The 17,098-nt window shown below is 70.0% G+C and carries 19 protein-coding genes; 11 read left to right on the top strand and 8 right to left on the bottom strand.

Annotation, left to right across the window (positions count from 1 at the left end; all coding sequences use genetic code 11):
- Nucleotides 1-330: 330 nt before the first annotated feature.
- Nucleotides 331-819 (bottom strand): single-stranded DNA-binding protein, encoded by a 489-nt coding sequence (gene ssb / locus N1F89_RS18205; RefSeq protein WP_290085834.1) that lies wholly within the window; start codon nucleotides 817-819, stop codon nucleotides 331-333.
- 240 nt (nucleotides 820-1,059) lie between these two features.
- Between ssb and N1F89_RS18210 the strand changes: the two genes are divergently transcribed.
- Complete coding sequence (locus N1F89_RS18210; protein ID WP_290085836.1) at nucleotides 1,060-1,317, top strand: hypothetical protein; 258 nt, start codon at nucleotides 1,060-1,062, stop codon at nucleotides 1,315-1,317.
- Between the two features lie 228 nt (nucleotides 1,318-1,545).
- Entirely contained in the window at nucleotides 1,546-2,154 is a 609-nt protein-coding gene (locus tag N1F89_RS18215) for a transglutaminase-like cysteine peptidase (RefSeq protein ID WP_290085837.1), read from the top strand.
- Between the two features lie 321 nt (nucleotides 2,155-2,475).
- On the opposite strand, the gene N1F89_RS18220 is transcribed toward N1F89_RS18215, so the two are convergent.
- Nucleotides 2,476-3,003: a gamma carbonic anhydrase family protein gene (locus tag N1F89_RS18220; protein ID WP_290085838.1), complete on the bottom strand. Its 528-nt coding sequence runs from the start codon at nucleotides 3,001-3,003 to the stop codon at nucleotides 2,476-2,478.
- Between the two features lie 158 nt (nucleotides 3,004-3,161).
- Between N1F89_RS18220 and N1F89_RS18225 the strand changes: the two genes are divergently transcribed.
- Nucleotides 3,162-3,896 carry a hypothetical protein gene (locus tag N1F89_RS18225; RefSeq protein WP_290085839.1) on the top strand — a complete coding sequence of 245 codons (735 nt, stop codon included), beginning with the start codon at nucleotides 3,162-3,164 and terminating at the stop codon, nucleotides 3,894-3,896.
- 129 nt (nucleotides 3,897-4,025) lie between these two features.
- Here N1F89_RS18225 and pncB read toward each other — a convergent pair whose 3' ends face one another.
- Complete coding sequence (gene pncB, locus N1F89_RS18230) at nucleotides 4,026-5,330, bottom strand: nicotinate phosphoribosyltransferase (RefSeq protein WP_290085840.1); 1,305 nt, start codon at nucleotides 5,328-5,330, stop codon at nucleotides 4,026-4,028.
- Nucleotides 5,331-5,548: 218 nt separating this feature from the next.
- Nucleotides 5,549-5,803 carry a hypothetical protein gene (locus tag N1F89_RS18235; protein WP_290085841.1) on the bottom strand — a complete coding sequence of 85 codons (255 nt, stop codon included), beginning with the start codon at nucleotides 5,801-5,803 and terminating at the stop codon, nucleotides 5,549-5,551.
- A gap of 263 nt (nucleotides 5,804-6,066) precedes the next feature.
- On the opposite strand from N1F89_RS18235, the gene N1F89_RS18240 reads away from it, so the two are divergent.
- On the top strand, nucleotides 6,067-6,345 hold the full coding sequence (locus N1F89_RS18240; protein WP_290085842.1) for a hypothetical protein: 279 nt from the start codon (nucleotides 6,067-6,069) through the stop codon (nucleotides 6,343-6,345).
- 89 nt (nucleotides 6,346-6,434) lie between these two features.
- On the opposite strand, the gene N1F89_RS18245 is transcribed toward N1F89_RS18240, so the two are convergent.
- Complete coding sequence (locus N1F89_RS18245; protein ID WP_290085844.1) at nucleotides 6,435-7,967, bottom strand: acyl-CoA carboxylase subunit beta; 1,533 nt, start codon at nucleotides 7,965-7,967, stop codon at nucleotides 6,435-6,437.
- An 86-nt stretch (nucleotides 7,968-8,053) separates the two neighbouring features.
- Nucleotides 8,054-8,494 carry a VOC family protein gene (locus N1F89_RS18250; protein WP_290085845.1) on the bottom strand — a complete coding sequence of 147 codons (441 nt, stop codon included), beginning with the start codon at nucleotides 8,492-8,494 and terminating at the stop codon, nucleotides 8,054-8,056.
- A 238-nt stretch (nucleotides 8,495-8,732) separates the two neighbouring features.
- Here N1F89_RS18250 and N1F89_RS18255 point away from each other — a divergent pair, with 238 nt between their 5' ends.
- Genes N1F89_RS18255 through N1F89_RS18270 form a run of 4 tightly spaced genes read left to right on the top strand, consistent with a single transcriptional unit; the run spans nucleotide 8,733 to nucleotide 11,537 of the window.
- On the top strand, nucleotides 8,733-9,329 hold the full coding sequence (locus N1F89_RS18255) for a cold-shock protein (RefSeq protein ID WP_290085846.1): 597 nt from the start codon (nucleotides 8,733-8,735) through the stop codon (nucleotides 9,327-9,329).
- 28 nt (nucleotides 9,330-9,357) lie between these two features.
- Nucleotides 9,358-9,861: a DUF192 domain-containing protein gene (locus tag N1F89_RS18260; RefSeq protein WP_290085847.1), complete on the top strand. Its 504-nt coding sequence runs from the start codon at nucleotides 9,358-9,360 to the stop codon at nucleotides 9,859-9,861.
- A 54-nt stretch (nucleotides 9,862-9,915) separates the two neighbouring features.
- Nucleotides 9,916-10,671: an alpha/beta fold hydrolase gene (locus N1F89_RS18265; protein WP_290085848.1), complete on the top strand. Its 756-nt coding sequence runs from the start codon at nucleotides 9,916-9,918 to the stop codon at nucleotides 10,669-10,671.
- Nucleotides 10,668-11,537: an alpha/beta hydrolase gene (locus tag N1F89_RS18270; RefSeq protein ID WP_290085849.1), complete on the top strand. Its 870-nt coding sequence runs from the start codon at nucleotides 10,668-10,670 to the stop codon at nucleotides 11,535-11,537. The genes N1F89_RS18265 and N1F89_RS18270 overlap by 4 nt, the downstream gene beginning before the upstream one ends.
- A 108-nt stretch (nucleotides 11,538-11,645) precedes the next feature.
- Here the strand turns inward: N1F89_RS18270 and N1F89_RS18275 are convergent, their stop codons facing one another.
- A complete protein-coding gene (locus N1F89_RS18275) occupies nucleotides 11,646-12,443 on the bottom strand; it encodes an enoyl-CoA hydratase-related protein (protein WP_290085850.1) in 798 nt (265 codons plus the stop codon).
- A 107-nt stretch (nucleotides 12,444-12,550) separates the two neighbouring features.
- On the opposite strand from N1F89_RS18275, the gene cysE reads away from it, so the two are divergent.
- A complete protein-coding gene (gene cysE, locus N1F89_RS18280; protein WP_290085851.1) occupies nucleotides 12,551-13,369 on the top strand; it encodes a serine O-acetyltransferase in 819 nt (272 codons plus the stop codon).
- 114 nt (nucleotides 13,370-13,483) lie between these two features.
- Complete coding sequence (locus tag N1F89_RS18285; protein ID WP_290085852.1) at nucleotides 13,484-13,690, top strand: DUF3126 family protein; 207 nt, start codon at nucleotides 13,484-13,486, stop codon at nucleotides 13,688-13,690.
- Between the two features lie 219 nt (nucleotides 13,691-13,909).
- Here N1F89_RS18285 and cckA read toward each other — a convergent pair whose 3' ends face one another.
- A complete protein-coding gene (gene cckA / locus N1F89_RS18290; protein ID WP_290085853.1) occupies nucleotides 13,910-16,522 on the bottom strand; it encodes a cell cycle histidine kinase CckA in 2,613 nt (870 codons plus the stop codon).
- 214 nt (nucleotides 16,523-16,736) lie between these two features.
- Between cckA and N1F89_RS18295 the strand changes: the two genes are divergently transcribed.
- A partial coding sequence (locus N1F89_RS18295) for a flagellar biosynthetic protein FliO (protein ID WP_290085854.1) occupies nucleotides 16,737-17,098 on the top strand: 362 nt, incomplete at its 3' end.

The raw sequence follows: 17,098 nt of genomic DNA on the forward strand, positions 1-17,098 counted from the left end.
TCACCCTGCCCTCTCCCCGCAGGCGGGGAGAGGGAAGCGGCGACGTTTTCGCCCGTCATCCCGACCGACCGAGCGGCCGCTCGCCAGCCCGATCTCCCCCCCCTTGAGGAGGAGATGTCGGCGCAGCCGACAGAGGGGGGTGCCGCGCCGGCGCACACCCCGCAAGCGGCGTGAGGCCGCGCGCCCCACCTGGCCCGCGTCCTGCTCGAGATTGCCGCGCGCGGCGGGCCCATAGCGCTTTCAGGCACGTGGAAACCGGTTCGCCGGTCGCGAACGCGTCAAGACGATAACCGGCAGCCGATCCGCGGTTCCGCGAAAAGCAGATCAACTCTAGAACGGGATCTCGTCGTCGAGGTCGCGGCCGCCATAACCGCCGCCGCCGCCGCCGCCGCGGTCGTCCGGCCCCGACTGGCCGAAGTCCGAGCCGCGGCCGCCGCCCTGGCTCACCTGGCCCTGGCCGCCCTGGCCGCGCGAATCCAGCATCTGCAGCTCGCCGCGGAACTTCTGCAGCACCACCTCGGTGGTGTAGCGGTCATTGCCGGTCTGGTCGGTCCACTTGCGCGTCTGCAGCTGGCCCTCGATGTAGACCTTCATGCCCTTCTTCAGATACTGCTCCGCCACCTTGGCGAGATTGTCGTTGAAGATCACGACGTTGTGCCACTCGGTGCGCTCCCGCCGCTCGCCGCTGTTGCGGTCGCGCCAGGTCTCCGAGGTGGCGATGCGCATGTTGACCACCGGATCGCCCGAATTGAGCCGCCGCACCTCCGGATCGGCTCCCAGGTTGCCGACCAGGATGACCTTGTTGACGCTGCCCGCCATCACGCTTCTCCACGCTTGTCCGAAATTGCGCGCACTCTAGCCGATCGCCGGGGGCGATGCGAAAGCAATGTCGGCCGCCCTCGCCATGTCCACAGCTACTCGCATGTTCCTGTTTTGTTCATAGCCCATCCGGCGCCGCGACGCGCCGTCGCGCCGGCCGCACGGTCCCCGCCCGGCCATTGGCACGGCGCCGCCGAAGGTCTATCTGTGAGGGGACGACGCAACGACCGGAGCGCGCCGATGTCCCGCCTCACCGCAACCCTGCTTGCCGCCGGCCTGGCCGGCGCCGGACTGCTGCCCGAGGCAGCGCGCGCCGACGAGAGCCTGCCGGGCGTCGACGCCGCCGCCGGCGCGCCGATCGTCACCGAGCGGCCCGACGAGGAGGCGCTGGCCGCCGGCGAGCGGCCCGGCTCCTTCCGCGTCGGCAACTGGGACGTCACGGTGTCGGGCAGCGTCTCCTTCCAGATCGGCACCGGCACCGCGCGGCATGGCCGCTGAGCGCCGGCCGCCGGCCGTCCGTTCGGCGGCGCTGGGCGGACGCGCGCAGCGGGCCGGCATTTTCCGACAATTCGATGCAGTTTTGAATCGCAATCGAATTCAGTTTTATGCTTGTTCGATCCAAATGATAATCAAATACATCTAAGTATTACCTAGAATACTTCGCCGGAGTTTTGCCTCAAATAAATCCGCACCTGCCATTGTTTCCTCGAACGGGGAGACGATGCTATGGGAAAGACTTTCGGGACATCGATGCTTGCCGCCCTCGCCGGCCTCACGCTGGCGACGGCCATGCCGGCGCAGGCCTCGCCGGCCTTCATGGCGACCGGCGCGCTGACCACCCAGCCGGTCGGCCATTACGAGCTGTGCCAGCGCCTGCCGGCGGAATGCGCGCAGGAGACCGCCGGCGCCCGGCCGGTCGAGCTGACGCGCGAGCTGTGGGCGACGCTCATCGAGATCAACAACACCGTCAACACGCGGGTCGCGCCGCTCACCGACTTCGAGATCTGGGGGCGCGAGGAGGTCTGGTCCTATCCGACCACGGTCGGCGACTGCGAGGACTACGTCCTTGAAAAGCGCCGCCTGCTGATGGAGGCGGGTCTGCCGGCCGGCAACCTGCTGATCACCGTGGTGCGCCAGCCCGACGGCTCCGGCCATGCCGTGCTCACCGTCAACACCAGCTATGGCGACTTCGTGCTCGACAATCTCGAGCCGCGCGTCATGGCCTGGAACGACACCGAATACCGCTACCTCAAGCGCCAGTCGCAGCGTCATTCCGGCGCCTGGGTGGCGATCGAGAACGGCCAGCCGACGGCCGTCGGCAGCGTCAGCCGCTAGAGCGTTTCCAGGCGAAGCGGGAACCGGTTCGCCGTTCGCAAACGCGTCGAAACGATGATTTGGAGCCGATCTGCGATGCCGTGACAAGCAGATCGGCTCCGGACCCCGATGCCTTCCGGCGGGCCGCCGCCTGCCGCTGGCACCGGGATCCGGCGAAGCGAATTCGCCGCGCGGATGCGACCCCGGGCCGTCCGGCCCGGCCGCCCGCGCGGCGACGGAAAAACCCGGTCGAGTCCCCACCCTCCCCGTCCCCAACGACCGGGTTCGGAGCCGGCCCCTCGTCCCGGGGCCGGCTCCACACGGGGGGACGGCAAGCCGGCCTCAGGCCGGCGCCAGGCCGCGCCTGAAGCGCCGGGCGTTCTCCACGTAGTGGGCGGCCGACTGGCGCAGCCCCTCGATGGCCGCCGCGTCGAGCTCGCGCACCGCCCTGGCCGGCGAGCCGACGATCAGCGATCCGTCGGGAAAGCTCTTGCCCTCGGTCACCAGCGCGCCGGCGCCGACCAGGCAGTTGTTGCCGAGCCGGGCGCCGTTGAGCACGATCGCGCCCATGCCGATCAGCGTGTTGTCGCCCAGCGTGCAGCCGTGCAGGACGGCGCGGTGGCCGATGGTGCAGCCCGCCCCGACGGTCAGCGGAAAGCCCGGATCGGTGTGCATCACCGTGTGCTCCTGCACGTTGGTGTCGGCGCCCAGCGTAATCGCCTCGTTGTCGCCGCGCAGCACCGCGCCGAACCAGATGCCGACGTTGCGGCCGATCCGCACATGGCCGATCACCGTCGCGTCGGGCGCGATCCAGTTGGTCTCGGCGTCCTCGAAGGCGGGGCGCGTGTCGTCGATGGCATAGATGGGCATGGCTCGGTCCGTGCTCGTGGCTGGGCGGGACGCCAAGCGTAGAAGCAAGCCGCCGATCGGCGCAAGCCTCGCCGCCTTAACCGTCCGTTTACCCTGTTCGCCGGATCGTGGCGGGGCGCGGCCGCGCATGCCGCCCCGATCACCGCCAGGAGGCCGCCATGCAGGCCAGCCGACCGCAGCCGGCGGTCACCGCCACCGTCCGCCCGCCCGACGCGCGCTTCGCGCGCCGCGTCTTCGCCGTCTTCGCCGCGCTCGCGATCGTCAGTCTCGGCCTCGCCGCGGCGGCCAAGTGGTCGGGCGCGCTGCTCGCCTCCGGCGGCCACACGACGGCGACCGCCCGGCACGAGATCGTCATCGGCAACGACGTGCTCGCCGTGCCGGCCAACGCCATCCGCTTCGCCGCGGCGCGCCGCGACGGCGAGGCCGAGCGCCTCGACCTCTATCTCGACTGGCCGGCGCTCGAAGGTTACCGCGAGCCGGCGCGCGCCGTCTTCAACCACCGCGACGACGGCGGCGCGCTGCTCTTCCTGACCTTCGAGCCGCGCATGATGTCGCGCGACATGAGCGGCCGGCTGGCGCCCATCTACCGCCATCTGATCGCGCCGCAGGCGGTCGACGGGCCGGCCGGGCTGGCGGTGCACGCCTTCCGGCCGACGGCCGGCTACAGCGACGAGGTGCTGGTGATCGGCGAGCGCGCCGGCCGGCCGGCCTTCGTCGCGCGCTGCCTGACCGGCGCGGCCGGCCGCGAATCGCTGGCGCCGTGCCAGCGCGACCTGCATGTCGGCCGCGATCTGAGCCTGGTCTACCGCTTTCCCGCCGGCCTGCTGCGCGACTGGCGCAGCCTCGACAGCGGGGTCGAAGCGCGCGCCCGCGGCTTTCTGCGCGAGCCCTGAGCGGCCCGGCCGGCCGTCGCGTGCGACGAGGCGCCAAGAGCGTTTCCAGGCGACGTGCAAACCGGTTCGCCGTCCGCAAACGCGTCGAGACGACGCGTTGGAGCCGATCCCGTGAAGAGCAGATCGGCGCTAGACGTAGACCGGCCGGCGCACCCGCTCCTCGGCGCCGAACACGGCGAGATAGCGCTCGATCTCGCGCGGATCGCCGGTCGCCTTCTCCGGGTTGTCGGACAGCTTCACGGCCGGCCGGCCGTTCGCCTCGGAGACCTTGCAGACCAGCGAGATGGCGTTCAGCCGGTCGTTCTGGCGCGGCGCGCAGCCGTCGAAATCGTTGGTCAGGTTGGTGCCCCAGCCGAACGCCATGCGCACCCGGCCCTCGAAGTGGCGGTAGGTCTCCTCGATGGTCTCCACGTCGAGCCCGTCGGAGAAGATCAGCAGCTTGTCGCGCGGGTCCTTGCCGTGCTCCTGCCACCAGCGGATGATGCGCTCGCCGCCCTCGACCGGCGGCGCGCTGTCGGGCCTGAAGCCGGTCCACTCGGCCACCCAGCCGGGCGCCCGGCTCAGGAAGGAGGCGGTACCGAAGGTGTCGGGCAGCACGATCAGCAGGTTGCCGCCATAGTAGCTCTGCCAGTCCTCCAGCACCCGGTAGGGGGCGGCGCGCAGCGCCTCGTCGCCGTCGGCCAGCGCGGCCAACACCATCGGCAGCTCGTGCGCGTTGGTGCCGAGCGCCTCGAGATCGGTGTCCATCGCCAGAAGCACGTTGGAGGTGCCGGTGAAGGCGTCGCCGATGCCCTCCTTGAGCGCCTCCACGCACCAGCGCTGCCACAGGAAGGAGTGGCGCCGGCGGGTGCCGAAATCGGAGATGCGGATGTCGGGCAGCCGCTTCAGCCGCTCCACCTTGGACCACACCCGCGCCTTGGCCCGCGCGTAGAGCACGTCGAGCGCGAAGGGGCCGAGCGCGCGCATCGCCGCGCGCGAGCGCAGCTCGTTGATGATCGCCAGCGCCGGGATCTCCCACATGGTGGTTTCCATCCAGCGGCCGGGAAAGCGCAGCACGTACTGGCCGCCGCGCCGCTCGAGCTCGTAGTCGGGCAGCCGGAAGGTCGACAGCCATTCCAGGAAGTCGGGTTTGAAGATCTGCTTGCGGCCGTAGAAGGTGTTGCCGGCGAGCCAGATCATCTCCTTCTTGGTGAAGCGGATGGTGCGCGCGTGGTCGAGCTGGGCGCGCAGCTCGTCCTCGTCGATCTCGTCGGCCAGCCGCACCTCGCGGTTGCGGTTGATCAGCGAGAAGGTCGCGTCGACATGCGGATAGAGCCCCCAGATCATCTGCAGCATCAAGAGCTTGTAGAAATCGGTGTCGAGCAGGCTGCGGCAGATCGGGTCGAGCTTCCAGGCGTGATTGTAGACCCTGCGGGCGATGTCAGTCTTGGGCATGGGGGTCCGTCCTAAACCGTGAAGGCGTCCGTCACCGGCTTCACACTTTTCGGCATCATGGTCTAGGCGCCATGACGGCATCAAGCGAGCTTGGCCGCTTCGTTCCCGCTCATCGAAGCAGCGCTTCCGCACCTGACGGAAAACCCCGGCGGCATCGTCGACATCGGTTCCATCAAGGGCCTTGCGGCCGATCGCCGGCCCGTGCCGCGCACCGCGCGTCAGTCGTCCGGTCGGCTTTGCCTGCCGTCGTCGTCCGGCCCGGCCTCGCTCTCGTTCAGGACGCCGAAATCCTGCGACTTGGAGCCGTTGCCGGCCTGCAGGAAGCCGCCGGCCATCAGGCCCCGGCGCAGCAGCTCGCGCACGGCCGCCGCGCGGCTCGGCATGCGGTTTTCGAAGCGGAAGTCCTCGACGGCCTGAAGCTCCTCGGGACTCAGCATGATCTGCAGGCGTTCTGGACGTTCGAGCGGCGACACGTATCCCTCCCGCGCGACGCGGGACCGGCGTCGCCATCTGGCACTTGGTTACTCATCCTTAGCAAACGGCTCAGAATGGGCAAGCGGCCAATTGTCCCAAGAAGCCGTGCAAACCGGATTCATCGTCTCAAGCTACACCTACTAATTATTTGAAAATTCTTGCTTTTTCCCTTGCCGACCGCACCGGTCGACCCTATCTTCCTGTACAGTCCATCCATTCATTGACCAACAGGGATTTGGGCGATTCCGACAGGAGGCCCGCAATGCAACGCCTTATCACGCAACCCGTACTCGACGCCATTCAGGCCGCCGTCGACGCCGCGCTGAGCCGCGACGGCATGGTCAACGTTCCCGCCGTCGCCGCCGCGGTGCAGAAGGCGCACGAGGACGCCAACATCGCCCTCGAGGATCTCGAGGAGAAGGTGATGGCGCTCGCCATCGGCCGCAACGCGGTGATCGTCTTCCATCGCCCCGAAACGCTGCCCGACGCCGCGGCCAACGGCAGCGGCCATGCCAACGGCCACCGCCGGCTGCGAAGCTAGGGTCCTGCTGACGGCGGCCACACCGGCCCGCCGCCGGCGGACGCATTCCACGACACGCCGCGGCCGCTCCGCGCGATCCGCAAACCGCGTCAGAGCGGGATGTTGTCGTGCTTCTTCCAGGGGTTGGCGAGGTCCTTGTTGCGCAGCATGCGCAGCGCCCTGGCCACCCGGCGCCGCGTGAAATGCGGCATGATCACCTCGTCGACATAGCCGCGCTCGGCCGCCACGAAGGGCGACAGGAAGCGCTCCTCGTACATCTTGGTGTGCGCGGCGATCTTGTCGGGATCGTCGATGTCCTTGCGGAAGATGATCTCGACGGCGCCCTTCGCCCCCATCACCGCGATCTGCGCCGTCGGCCAGGCATAGTTGATGTCGCCGCGCAGGTGCTTCGAGGCCATCACGTCGTAGGCGCCGCCGAAGGCCTTGCGGGTGATCACCGTGATCTTCGGCACCGTCGCCTCGGCATAGGCGAACAGCAGCTTGGCGCCGTGCTTGATCAGGCCGCCATACTCCTGGCTGGTGCCCGGCAGGAAGCCCGGCACGTCGACGAAGGTGACGATCGGGATCGAGAAGCAGTCGCAGAAGCGCACGAAGCGCGCCGCCTTGCGGCTGGCATCCGAATCGAGCACGCCCGCCAGCACCATCGGCTGGTTGGCGACGAAGCCGACCGTGCGGCCCTCGATGCGGCCGAAGCCGGTGACGATGTTGCGCGCGAAGCTCTGCTGGATTTCGAAGAAGTCGCCCTCGTCGGCCGTTTTCAGGATCAGCTCGCGGATGTCGTAGGGCTTGTTGGCGTTGTCGGGGATCAGCCGGTCGAGCGAGTGGTCCGGCTCGTCGACGCCCTGGAAGCTCTCGACCTCGGGCAGCGGCCCGGTGTTGGACTGCGGCAGGAAGTCGATCAGCCGGCGCATCTGCAACAGCGCCTCGACGTCGTTGTCATAGGCGCCGTCGGCGATCGACGACTTGGTGGTGTGCACGAAGGCGCCGCCCAGCTCCTCCGCCGTCACCGTCTCGTTGGTCACCGTCTTCACCACGTCGGGGCCGGTGACGAACATGTAGGAGGTGTCGCGCACCATGAAGATGAAGTCGGTCATCGCCGGCGAGTAGACGTCGCCGCCCGCGCACGGCCCCATGATGACGGAGATCTGCGGGATGACGCCGGAGGCCAGCACGTTGCGCTGGAACACCTCGGCATAGCCGCCGAGCGCGGCCACGCCCTCCTGGATGCGCGCCCCGCCGGCGTCGTAGAAGCCGATGATCGGCGCCCGGTTCTTGAGCGCCATGTCCTGCACCTTGACGATCTTCTCGGCGTGCGCCTCTGACAGCGAGCCGCCGAACACCGTGAAGTCCTTGGCGAAGACGAAGACGGTGCGGCCGTTGACCGTGCCCCAGCCGGTCACCACGCCGTCGCCGGAATACTTGGTCTTCTCCATGCCGAAATCGGTCGAGCGGTGTTCGACGAACATGTCGAACTCCTCGAAGCTGCCGGCGTCGAGAAACGCCTCGATGCGCTCGCGCGCCGTCAGCTTGCCCTTGGCGTGCTGCGCGTCGATGCGCGCCTTGCCGCCGCCCGCCCGCGCACTGGCGCGCCGCCGCTCGAGCTCGTGCAGAACTTCCTTCATTCCCGCTCCCCCGCCGGACACATCTCGTCGCTGCGCCCTTAGAACGCGGAAAACGGCCGCGAGACAAGCCCCTTGCGGCGCGCGGGCTACCAGGTGCCGGTGTTTTCCATCGACGCCCACGGCTCCGCCTTCGGCTTGGCCTCGCCCTTCTGCAGCAGCTCGATGGAGATGCCGTCGGGCGAGCGCACGAAGGCCATGCGGCCGTCGCGCGGCGGCCGGTTGATGGTCACGCCGGCGTCCATCAGCCGCTGGCAGGTGGCGTAGATGTCGTCGACCTCGTAGGCGAGATGGCCGAAGTTGCGCCCGCCGCTGTAGGTCTCCGGGTCCCAGTTGTGCGTCAGTTCCACGAGCGGCGCGCGCTCCGCCTCCGCCCGCCCGGCGTCGTCCGGGGCGGCGAGGAAGATCAGGGTGTAGCGGCCGGCCTCGCTGTCCATGCGGCGCATCTCCTTCAGGCCAAGCTTGTTGCAGTAGAAGTCGAGCGCCTCGTCGACGTCGCTGATGCGGACCATGGTGTGCAGATAGCGCATGGGGCGTTTCCTCGCGGTTTGCTGTCGGAGCGGATGGCCGACTTGCCAATATGGCCGCATGACGCCCCGCGGCAACCGCCTGCGGCCGGATTGCGCGGGCAAGTCGGCGTTCGAGGGCCGTTCGCCGTGCCGAAACGGTTAAAAACGCAAAGAAGGCCTTGCTAACGCACGAACCGTCGATGCTATCCTTACGTTCGGGAATCAAAGTGGCGTCGGCGCAAGAAGAGGGCGTGTCTTCATGGGGGAAAAGGCCTCGACGGGGGTGCGATTCGCGGCCGGCGAGAAGTCCCCGACACGTGACGACAGCAGCGAGGCGACCGGCCTCGTCGAGGTGGCCGGCGCGATCAAGTGGTTCGACGTGGCCAAGGGCTACGGCTTCATCGTGCCCGACAACGCCGAGTTCGGCGACATCCTGTTGCACGTCACCTGCCTGCGGCGCGACGGCCACCAGACCGCGCTCGAGGGCGCCCGCGTCGTCTGCCTGGCGCGCCAGGGCGAGCGCGGCATGCAGGCCTTCCGCGTGCTTTCCATGGACACCACCACCGCCGTGCACCCGGCCGAGGACCAGTCCCAGCGCACCCATGTCACGGTGACGCCGGAGAGCGGCCTGGAGCGGGCGCTCGTCAAGTGGTTCAACCGCACCAAGGGCTTCGGCTTCCTGACGCGCGGCGAAGGCACCGAGGACATCTTCATCCACATGGAGACGCTGCGCCGCTACGGCGTCACCGAGCTGCGCCCCGGCCAGGTCGTCCTGGTGCGCTACGGGCGCGGCGAGAAAGGCCTTATGGCTGCCGAAATTCACCCCGACATTGGCACCCTGCCCGTTTCACACTGACCAGGCCGTGCCCGGCCGCGGGGGTTTCATGTCCGGTGCTTTCTCGCGGCGCGCGCTGCTTTCCGCCGCCCTCTTCATCGCCGCCGTCCCGGCGCCGCCGCTCGCCCGCGCCGCCGCCGGCGAGCCGATGGTGCTGCCGGTCCATCCCGAGCCGCTGACGGCGGAGACCGCGGCCGGCCCGCGCCGCTTCACCGTCGAGGTCGCCGACGACGACCTGGAGCGCCAGCGCGGCCTGATGTTCCGCCTGGAGATGGCCGACGACCACGGCATGCTGTTCGTCTTTCCGGCCGAGCGACGGCGCGCCTTCTGGATGAAGAACACGCCGCTGGCGCTCGACCTCGTCTTCGTCGGCGGCGACGGCCGGGTGCGCGCCGTGCTGCCGGGCGAGCCCTACTCGACCGACACCATCTCGCCCGCCGCGCCGGCGCGCTTTGTGCTTGAACTCAAGGCGGGAACGGCTAAGAAAGCCGGCATCGCGGTCGGCGACCGGCTGCGCCATCCCGAGATCGACCGGATCGCCGACGCCGGCTAGCGATTCGGCCGCCTTGCGTCCCGCCGGCCGGGCTTGCGGCAGCTCCTTCACGGCATGCAGTTCTTCACGCACGACGGCTTCGAGCTGGGTTACATCGACGAAGGCGCGGGCGATCCCGTCCTGCTGATCCACGGCTTCGCCTCCAACCATTTCGTCAACTGGGTGTCGCCCGGCTGGGTCAAGACGCTGCGCGATGCGGGCTACCGGGTCGTGGCGATCGACAACCGCGGCCACGGCCGCTCGGCCAAAAGCCACGACCCGGCCGACTACACGTCCGCCGCCATGGCCGCCGACGCGGCCGCGCTGCTCGACCATCTCGGCCTGCCGCGCGCCCATGTGATGGGCTATTCGATGGGCGCGCGCATCGCCGCCTTCCTGGCGCTCGGCCACGGCGACCGCGTCGCCAGCCTCGTCTTCGGCGGTCTCGGCATGGGCATGGTCGAGGGCGTCGGCGCCTGGGACACCATCGCCGAGGCGCTGCTGGCCGAGGACCCCGGCACCGTCGCCGACGCCCGCGCGCGCGCCTTCCGCAGCTTCGCCGACCAGACGAAGAGCGACCGCCGGGCGCTCGCCGCCTGCATCGAGACGTCGCGCGAGCTGATCGCCCCCGACGCGATGGCGCGCATCGCCGGCCCCGCCCTCGTCGTCGTCGGCACCGCCGACGACATCGCCGGCGACCCGCAGCGGCTGGCCGCGCTGATGCCGGACGCCCGCGCCGTCGCCGTGCCCGGCCGCGACCACATGCTGACGGTCGGCGACAAGGCCTTCAAGGCCGCCGTCCTGGACTTTCTCGAGGAGCATCCGCTGTGACCAATCCCGTTGCGCTCGCGTTCGAGGGGGCCGAAGGCAACCGGCTCGCCGCAGACCTGTGGGACGGCCGCGGCCATCCGGTGATCTTCCTGCACGGCGGCGGCCAGACGCGCCGCGCCTGGGACAACACCGCGCGCCGCGTCGCGGCGGCCGGCATGCGCGCCATCACCGTCGACCAGCGCGGCCACGGCGAGAGCGAATGGGTGAAGAGCGGCAACTACACCTTCGCCGACTTCGCCGAGGATGCGGTGGCGATCGTGCGCCAGGTCGCCGCCACCCATCACGCCGCGCCGTCGCTCGTCGGCGCCTCGCTCGGCGGGCTGGCCGCGCTCGCCGCCGAGACGCGCAGCGGGCCGCTGCTGGAATCGCTGGTGCTGGTCGACATCACGCCGCAGATGGACCCCGAGGGCGTCGCCCGCATCCAGGGCTTCATGGGCGAGCGCATGGAGGACGGCTTCGCCACGCTGGAGGAGGCGGCCGACGCGATCGCCCGCTACCTGCCGCACCGCAAGCGGCCGAGCTCCTACGACGGGCTGCGCAAGAACCTGCGCCGCGACCCCGACGGCCGCTACCGTTGGCACTGGGACCCCGCCTTCATCAAGAGCCCGCGCAACATCGACACCGGCGCGCGCGAGCTGATGGAGGAGCTGATCGCCAACCTGCCCAACCTGCACCTGCCGGTGCTGCTGGTGCGCGGCATGCAGTCCGAGCTCGTGCACGAGGACCAGGCGCGCGCCTTCGTGTCGCGCGCCCCGGCCGCCAGCTACGTCGACGTCGGCGGCGCCGGCCACATGGTGGCGGGCGACCGCAACGACGTCTTCTGCAACGCCATCCTCGACTTCCTGAGCGACGAGGCGGCCGCCTGAGACGTTCTTGGAGCGTTTCCGGGCGAAGCGGGAACCGGTTCGCCGTCCGCAAACGCGGCAAGACGACAATTTGGAGCCGATCTGCGATTCCGTGAGAGCAGATCGGATCTAGGCGCCGGTGAAGCGCGGCGCGCGGCGCGCCTTGAAGGCCGCCCTGCCCTCGGCATAGTCGGCGCTGTCGAAGGTCGCTTCGCCGAGCGCGCGGGCGCGTTCGGCATCCTCCGGCGCGCCGCTCAGCGCCGCCGCGATGGCCGCCTTGGACGCCCGGATCGACAGCGGCGCGTTGGCCGCGATCGTCGCGGCGAGCGCGTCGGCACGCTTGGCGAGCGCCTCTCCCGCCACCGTCTCCAGCACGAAGCCCGCCGCCAGCGCGCCGCGCGCGTCGAGGCGTTCGCCCGAATAGGTGAGATAGCGCGCCATCTGCGAGCCGACCGCCGCGACGATGTCGGCCATCGCCTCGGGCGGATAGCCGAGGCCGAGCCTTGCGGCCGGCACCGCGAACACCGCGTCCTGCGCGGCCAGGCGCAGGTCGCAGGCCGCCGCCAGGCCGAAGCCGCCGCCGAAGCAGGTGCCGCGGATCGCCGCCAGCGTCGGCCGGGCCGCGTTGCGCAGCGCCGCGAAGGCGGCCGCGTTGGCCGCCTCGTAGGCGCGCCCGCCCGCGGCGCTGGCGCGCAGCGTGTCGAACTCGGCGATGTCGGCGCCGGCGCAGAAATGCGCCCCCGTCCCGGTCAGCACGATGACGCGGACGGCCGGATCGGCCGACAGCGTCTCGACCAGCTCGGTCAGCCGCGTCCACATGGCGTGGCTGAGCGCGTTCATCTTGTCCGGGCGGTTGAGCGTCAGCGTCGCCACGCCGGCGCGGGTTTCAAGGAGAATCGCGTTGTCGTGTGAGCCGCCCGTCGCCATGCCTCAAATCCATTTGAACGCCGATAAAGAAAATTGCGGTTCAAACCGCCCCGCATCTCCCTTATGGTCCGCGCTTCGAAGGCTCAAGGGCAAGACGGAGATCGGCCATGAGCAGACAGAGCGCGGCGCGCAGCAGCGTCCAGCCCGTCGACCCGATCTGGGAGGCGATCCGCAACGAGGCGAGCGAGGCGGTCGCCAGGGACCCGATTCTGGCCGCCTTCCTCTATGCCACCGTGCTCAACCACGACACGCTCGAGGACGCGGTCATCCACCGCGTCGCCGAGCGCCTCAACCACCCCGATCTCGGCTCCGACCTGCTGCGCCAGACCTTCCGCGACATGGCGCGCGCCGAGCCGGAGTGGAGCACGACGGTGCGCGTCGACATCCAGGCCTATTACGACCGCGACCCGGCCTGCGACCGCTTCCTCATGCCGGTGCTCTACTTCAAGGGCTTCCACGCCATCCAGACGCACCGCCTGGCGCACTGGCTGTGGAGCCAGGGCCGCAAGGATTTCGCGCTCTACCTGCAGAGCCGCTCCTCGTCGATCTTCCAGACCGACATCAACCCGGCCGCGCGCATGGGCAAGGGCATCTTCATCGACCACGCCACCGGGCTGGTCGTCGGCGAGACGGCCGAGGTCGAGGACAACGTCTCCATGCTGCACGGCGTCACGCTCGGCGGCACCGGCAAGACGCGCGGCGACCGCCACCCGAAGATCCGCCACGGCGTTTTGATCGGCGCCGGCGCCAAGATCCTCGGCAACATCGAGATCGGCCACTGCTCCAAGGTCGCGGCCGGCTCGGTGGTGCTCGCCTCGGTGCCGCACAACAAGACGGTCGCCGGCGTGCCGGCGCGCATCGTCGGCGAGGCCGGCTGCGACGAGCCGTCGCGCGCCATGGACCAGCTTCTCGGCCAGCAGGACTGACAGCGGCCTTTCCGGTCGCAGCGGGGAACGCCGCGGCGCCTCAGGCTTTACAGGCCCGAGGCCGCCATGCCAGAAGCCGTGGCGCCCATCCTCGAACCGTTCCGGAGAGACCTGTTGAAGCCCGAAGAGATCCGCAAGCTCGACGCCTATTTCAAGCGCACCTTCAAGAATCCCGAGCTCGAGGTGCGCGCCCGGCCGCGCAAGGACGATTCCTGCGAGCTCTATCTCGGCGACGAGTTCCTCGGCATCATCTTCAAGGACGAGGACGAGGGCGAGCTGTCCTACAACTTCTCGATGGCGATTCTCGACATCGACCTGTGAGCCGCGGCGGCGGCGCCCCGCGCTGCGCGCCGCCGCTTCGCACCCCCGCCGCCTCCCGCCGCGCAAGGCCGCTCCGCATGGCGCGGAGCCGCGTGAGCGGGTGCCGCTCGAAGGCCGCGCCCGAGCACCGCACCGCGCTCCTTTTTTCTACAGCCTTTTCAACGATTTTGACGCCGTAGCGGACTCCGCGCGGCAAGTGCGGCCCTGCCGCGCCGCCGCTCAGCCGGCCGGCGGCGGCGCCGGCTTCTCCAGCATTTCCTTGACCACCGTGGCGAGCTGCTTGAGCGAGAACGGCTTCGGCAGGAAGCCGAACTGCGCGTCGGACGGCAGGTTCTTGGCGAACGCGTCCTCGGCGTAGCCCGACACGAAGATGAAGCGGATGTCGGCCTGCCGCTTGCGCAGCTCGCGCAGCAGCGTCGGCCCGTCCATCTCCGGCATCACCACGTCGGACACGACGATGTCGACCTTGCCGTCGAGCGAATCGAACACCTCGAGCGCCTCGACGCCCGACGCCGCCTCGTGCACCTGGTAGCCGCGCGACGACAGCGCCCGCACGCTGCCCATGCGCACCGCGTCCTCGTCCTCGACCAGCAGCACCGTGGCCGAGCCCGACAGGTCGCGGTTCTGCGGCTGCGGCGCCGGCGCGGCCTGCGCGGCCGGCTCCTCGGCCGCTGCCGCGCCGGCCTCGGCGGCCGGCCGCGCCGCCGCCACGTGGCGCGGCAGGAAGATGCGGAACACCGTGCCCGTGCCGACCTCCGAATCGCAGAAGATGAAGCCGCCGGTCTGCTTGATGATGCCGTAGACCATCGACAGGCCGAGGCCCGTGCCCTTGCCCACCTCCTTGGTGGTGAAGAACGGCTCGAAGATCTTGCGCAGCGCCTCGGCGGCGATGCCGGTGCCGGTGTCCTCCACCTCGATGACCACGAAGTCGCCCTGCGGCAGCTCGCGATAGCCGTAGCGCTCGCATTCGGCCGCCGCCACGTTGCCGGTGCGCACCGTCAGCGTGCCGCCGTCGGGCATCGCGTCGCGCGCGTTGACCGCCAGGTTGACGATCACCTGCTCGAACTGGCCGAGATCGGCCTTCACCGGCCACAGGTCGCGGCCGTGCTCGATGCGCAGCGTGACCTCGTTGCCGACCAGCCGCGACAGCAGCATGCGCAGGTCGGCCAGCACGTCGGTCAGGTTGAGCACCTCCGGGCGCAGCGTCTGGCGCCGCGAGAAGGCGAGCAGCTGGCGCACCAGCGAGGCAGCCCGGTTGGCGTTCTGCTTGATGTTCATGATGTCCGGGAAGGACGGGTCGGACGGCCGGTGGTTGGCCAGAAGCAGGTCGGAGGCCATGATGATGGCCGTCAGCACGTTGTTGAAATCGTGCGCGATGCCGCCGGCGAGCTGGCCGACCGCCTGCATCTTCTGGCTTTGCGCCATCTGCGCCTCGAGCGCCTTCTGCTCGGTCGTCTCGACGGCGTAGACGATGGCCGCCTCCTCGCCCGCCTCGCCGGTCGCCCCGTCGACCACGGCGTTGACGTAGAAGCGCATGTGGCGCTCCTCGTCGTCCGGCAGCACCGTGTCGATCGGCACGATGTCGGCCTGGTGCTCGCGCGCCTTGGCGAGCGCGGCCTCGAAGGCGGCGCGGTCGCGCTCGTGGATCACCGTGTCGAGGCGCACGTTGCGGTCGACCGCGTCGCGGTCGACGACGCTGGAAAACAGCGACAGGAAGGGCGCGTTGGTGCGCAGGATGCGGCCGTCCGCGTCGAGCCCGGCGATCGCCATCGGCGTCGAGTTGAAGAAGCGCGTGAAGCGCACCTCCGAGGCGCGCAGGTGGGCCGACGAATCGTCGCCCGCCGTGCGGTTCAGGACGATGGTGCGCGTGGTGCCGGGGCTGCCGTCGCGGCTCGCCGTCACGCGGTGCAGGAAGCGCACCGGCAGCACCTCGCCGCGCACGGTCGCCAGGTCGAGGTCGATGACCGCGTTGCGCGCCGTGCCCGGATCGGCCTTGACCGCCTGGATCAGCGCCATGCCGTCGCCGGCGACGATCTCCGGCAGCCCCAGCCCGCCGGGGATGAAGCTCGCCAGGTCGATGCCCAGCCATTCGGCGAGCGTCGCGTTGACATAGGTGACGCGGCCCTCGGCGTCGGCTGCGAAGAAGCCGGCCGGCGCGTGGTCGAGATGGTCGATCGCCTTCTGCAGGTCGAGGAAGAAGCGCTCCTGCTCGGCGCGCTCGACCGAGATGTCGGAAAGCTGCCAGGCGGCGAGCGGCTGGCGGTGGCCCGGCGCCTGGAAGACGCGCGCCCACAGCCGGTACCAGCGCGCGCCGGCCTCGCCGCCGGGCCTCAGCGGCTGCGACAGGCGGAACTCGCCGTCGCCGGGCTGGCCGTCGCGCAGGCCGGCGGTCAGCCGGTCGACCACCGGCGCGGCCTCGGCATTGTCCGACAGCAGCGCCTCGACGCTCTTGATGTCGGCCGCCGAGGTGGCGCCGGTCATCGTCGCATAGGCGCGGTTGGCATAGAGGATGCGGCCCTTGGCGTCGGTCACCAGCAGCCCGTCGGCCATGGAATCGACGAAGCTCTTGGACAGCTCGTCGGCGCTCGAGCGCGGCGCCACCTGCACGAAGCCGATGGCGGTGGCGAACAGGTAGCCGACGCCGATCATCGCCAGCACGCCGAGCATGCCGAGCAGGAAGGGATCGCCGAGCCGGTCGCGGAAGATGGCGAAGACGATCGCCGCGCCCGTCAGCACGATGACGAAGATGATCAGCCGGGTGATGGCACCGGGCCGCGAATTCTGGTCGACGATGGGCGCCGTGTGGAATTCGCCGCCGATTTCCTTGGCCATTCGCTTCCCGCCTGTCATGCCCGGTGTGCGCCGCCCGCGGGCCCCTCGAAATCGGGATACATCATGCCTCGCGCCGACCGCAAGGCCGCGCCGCCGGCTTGCGGCCGCGCTTTGTGCCGTCGCGCCGCGCAATCGGCCGCGCGCCGATTCCACCGGGCGGAAAAATCCTCTACTGTGCAGCGCAGCGAACGGAACGTGTAGTGGAGTCGTCGTGATGCGCGAGTGGTTTGTCGGTGTGGTCGGGGAGAGCTACGCCTCGGCGGTGATGTGGACGCTCGGCGCGCTTCTCCTGCTCTTCCTGGTGTTGTTGGCGGTGCGCCTGATGCGCCGCGTCGGCGGCCGCGGCTTCGCGCCCGGCGGCCGCCACCGCAAGCCGCGCCTGGCCGTCACCGATGCCGTCTCGCTCGACAACAATCGCCGGCTCCTGCTCGTGCGCCGCGACGACGTCGAGCACCTGGTGATGATTGGCGGGCCGAGCGACATCGTCGTCGAACGCGCCATCCGGCCGGAGCCGCCGGCGCCGGCGCGCGCCGAGGCCGACGTCGTGGTGCGCCATCCCGGCCGCAAGGCCGAGCC

The sequence above is a fragment of the Aquibium sp. A9E412 genome, assembly GCF_030398335.1.
GTDB lineage: Bacteria > Pseudomonadota > Alphaproteobacteria > Rhizobiales > Rhizobiaceae > A9E412.